This window comes from Streptomyces niveus (genome assembly GCF_001723055.1).
Lineage (GTDB): Bacteria > Actinomycetota > Actinomycetes > Streptomycetales > Streptomycetaceae > Streptomyces > Streptomyces niveus.
In genome coordinates this window covers 1-2328 of record NZ_MDCR01000509.1, presented here as the reverse complement: position 1 = coordinate 2328, position 2328 = coordinate 1, and the positions used below count along the sequence as shown (strand labels likewise).

General features: G+C 70.4%; 3 protein-coding genes and 1 pseudogene. 3 read left to right on the top strand and 1 reads right to left on the bottom strand.

What is annotated here, in order from left to right; translation table 11 throughout:
• A partial coding sequence (locus BHU15_RS42355) for a thioredoxin domain-containing protein (protein WP_497210047.1) occupies positions 1–166 on the top strand: 166 nt, incomplete at its 5' end.
• A gap of 37 nt (positions 167–203) precedes the next feature.
• Here the strand turns inward: BHU15_RS42355 and BHU15_RS37060 are convergent.
• Positions 204–1022 (bottom strand): SAM-dependent methyltransferase, encoded by an 819-nt coding sequence (locus tag BHU15_RS37060; protein ID WP_069631090.1) that lies wholly within the window; start codon positions 1020–1022, stop codon positions 204–206.
• A gap of 415 nt (positions 1023–1437) precedes the next feature.
• Here BHU15_RS37060 and BHU15_RS37055 point away from each other — a divergent pair, with 415 nt between their 5' ends.
• Together BHU15_RS37055 and BHU15_RS41915 are read left to right on the top strand one after the other, a co-directional pair.
• Positions 1438–1998 carry a sigma factor-like helix-turn-helix DNA-binding protein gene (locus tag BHU15_RS37055; protein WP_247748826.1) on the top strand — a complete coding sequence of 187 codons (561 nt, stop codon included), beginning with the start codon at positions 1438–1440 and terminating at the stop codon, positions 1996–1998.
• Between the two features lie 2 nt (positions 1999–2000).
• Positions 2001–2328, top strand: a pseudogene (locus BHU15_RS41915) (hypothetical protein); the annotation flags it as partial.

Genomic DNA, 2328 nt, shown 5'->3' with positions numbered 1-2328 from the left:
CCGCCAGTTGCACTGGGTGGACATCTGGCGCGACCCGGCCGGAGCCGCGGTGGTACGCGACGCCAACGGCGGCGACGAGACCGTCCCGACCGTCTTCGTGGCGGGCCGGCCGTACGTCAACCCGGACCCGGGATGGGTACGCGAACAGCTCTCGCGGCCCGCGTGAGGCCGGCCCCGTACCTCCCGGTCGAGGGCCGCCCCGGTCAGGGCTTGCGGGCGATTCCCGCGTAGCAGGCCGCTTCCGCGTCGGTGACGTTCTCCGCCTGGTCTTCGGCGGTGGGCCGCCAGCGCTGGGTGGGGACGACGCCCGGGTCGAGAAGGTCCCAGCCGTCGAAGAGGCGGACGATGTCCGCGTGTCGGCGTGCCTGCCCGGGGGTGCCGGCGGCGCGGTACGCGCCGGTGAGGCGGGCGATTCCCTCGGGGTCGAAGTCGGGGGTGACGTGGGTGATGGTGAGGGTGCTTCCCGAGGGGAGCGCCGCCTTGAAATGCTCGACGATGCCCTGGGCGCCGCCGTCGACCCGGTCGTCGGTGATGAAGTGGAGCAGCGCGTTGAGGCTCAGCGCGATGGGCCTGGTGAAGTCGAGCGTCTCCGATATCTCCGCGGTGGCCAGGAGGTCGGCGGGGTCGGTGACATCGGCGTGCGCGTACGCGGTGCGGCCCTCGGCGTGGCTGTGGAGCAGCGCCCGCGCGTGGGCGAGGACGATCGGGTCGTTGTCCGTGTAGACGACGCGCGCCGACGGCGTGACCTCCTGCGCGACCTCGTGGAGGTTGGGGGAGGTGGGGATTCCGGTGCCGACGTCGAAGAACTGGGTCATGCCCTGCTCGGCGAGGAACCGCGTGGAGCGTTGCAGGAAACGGCGGTTGATGCGGGCGGTGGCCAGGATGGAGGGGAAGGCGGCCAGTGCCTTGCCGGCGGCCTCCCGGTCGGCGGGGAAGTTCGTGGTGCCGCCGAGGTAGTAGTCGTACATCCGGGCCGAATGCGCCTGATCCAGCCTCAGGTCCACCGTGCCGTTGTCCGCCATGCCACGCCCCCAGGGGTTCGTCGGTACTCGATCGGGCCGGGTGCGCGCCGCGCCGACGCCCGCCTGTGCCACCGCAGTTCACTTCCCACCGCCCACATGGGACAACCGCCGGAACATGACGCCAAGGCCGCCCCCGGCCGCCGGAGTAGTCATACTATTGCTGTCAGTGAAGAAAGTTGGGGGATGGGCTGCGAAGAAAGGTCATCCTCCGGTTGGCTGACGGGTAGAGACGCCATGTTTCCGCCGATGCCCTCCGCCGTGGAGCGGCTCGGCGCTCAGTCACTCAAGGACACGTGTGGAAATCGATCCGGAAACCGTGGTGGTTCGGGGCACCGCCGTTCGGATCTTCGCGGGTCGACACAGGGATCGGTACGACGTGATGACTGCTCCTTCCCCCAAGGCACACGGTGCCGATGTGAACGCTCCCCGGGACGCGCGGGAAGGACTGCTGGGTCTGACCTTCGACGCCTTCCACGACCACCACCGTCAACTGTGGATGCGCTACGCCCACACACAGGTGGGCAGCCGGCCCGCGGCCGAGACCGTCGTGGACAACGCCTGTGCCCGCCTGAAGGGCGACTGGAAGCACGTACTGGCACAGGAGTCGGTGCCCCGGTACGCGTGGTCGCTGCTGAAGGAAGAGGTCCACCGCTGGCTGGACGCGCGCGGACTCCAACCACTCCTCGTGGGCACCGCCGCCTTCCACGCGGCCGTGGGCAAGCTCCTCCTGCATGAGACGCTCGACGAATTCGCCGTCCTGGAGGGGGAGTTGGGTCTGTACGGGGCCATCGCGGGGCTGCCCGAGCGGCAGTACGACGTCATCGTCCTGCGGTTCGTCCTGGGCAATGACGAGGAACACGTCGCGGAGTACCTGGGCATCGAACTCGCCACCGTACGCTCCCACGTACGGCACGCCCGCCGGCGTCTGGCACGCGCGCTCAACGTGGACACCGGCCGGACCGGGACGGAGGAGTAGACGTGCGCACCAACGACCCCGCCTCCATCCGGGACCTGCTGGACCAGGCAGAGGTCCTGGCCGACACCTACGCCGACTACGACACCGAGGCCGCCCGGCAACGGGTCAACGCACAGGCCGACTGCCCGAGTTCGGTGCCTGCGGCCTCCTGTGCCGCCGGTCCGGGATCCGAGGTCCCGCGTCCCGCCGCCGCGCACGAGCAGGCGGCCCGTGATCTCGACCTCGCCGTCGCCCTCATCGTCGACACGCCGCAGGCGGCAACCGCCCTGGCCCGACTGGCGGATGACGACCGGCCCGACCCGGAGGGCGCGGTCGTCATCCGCCAGTCGG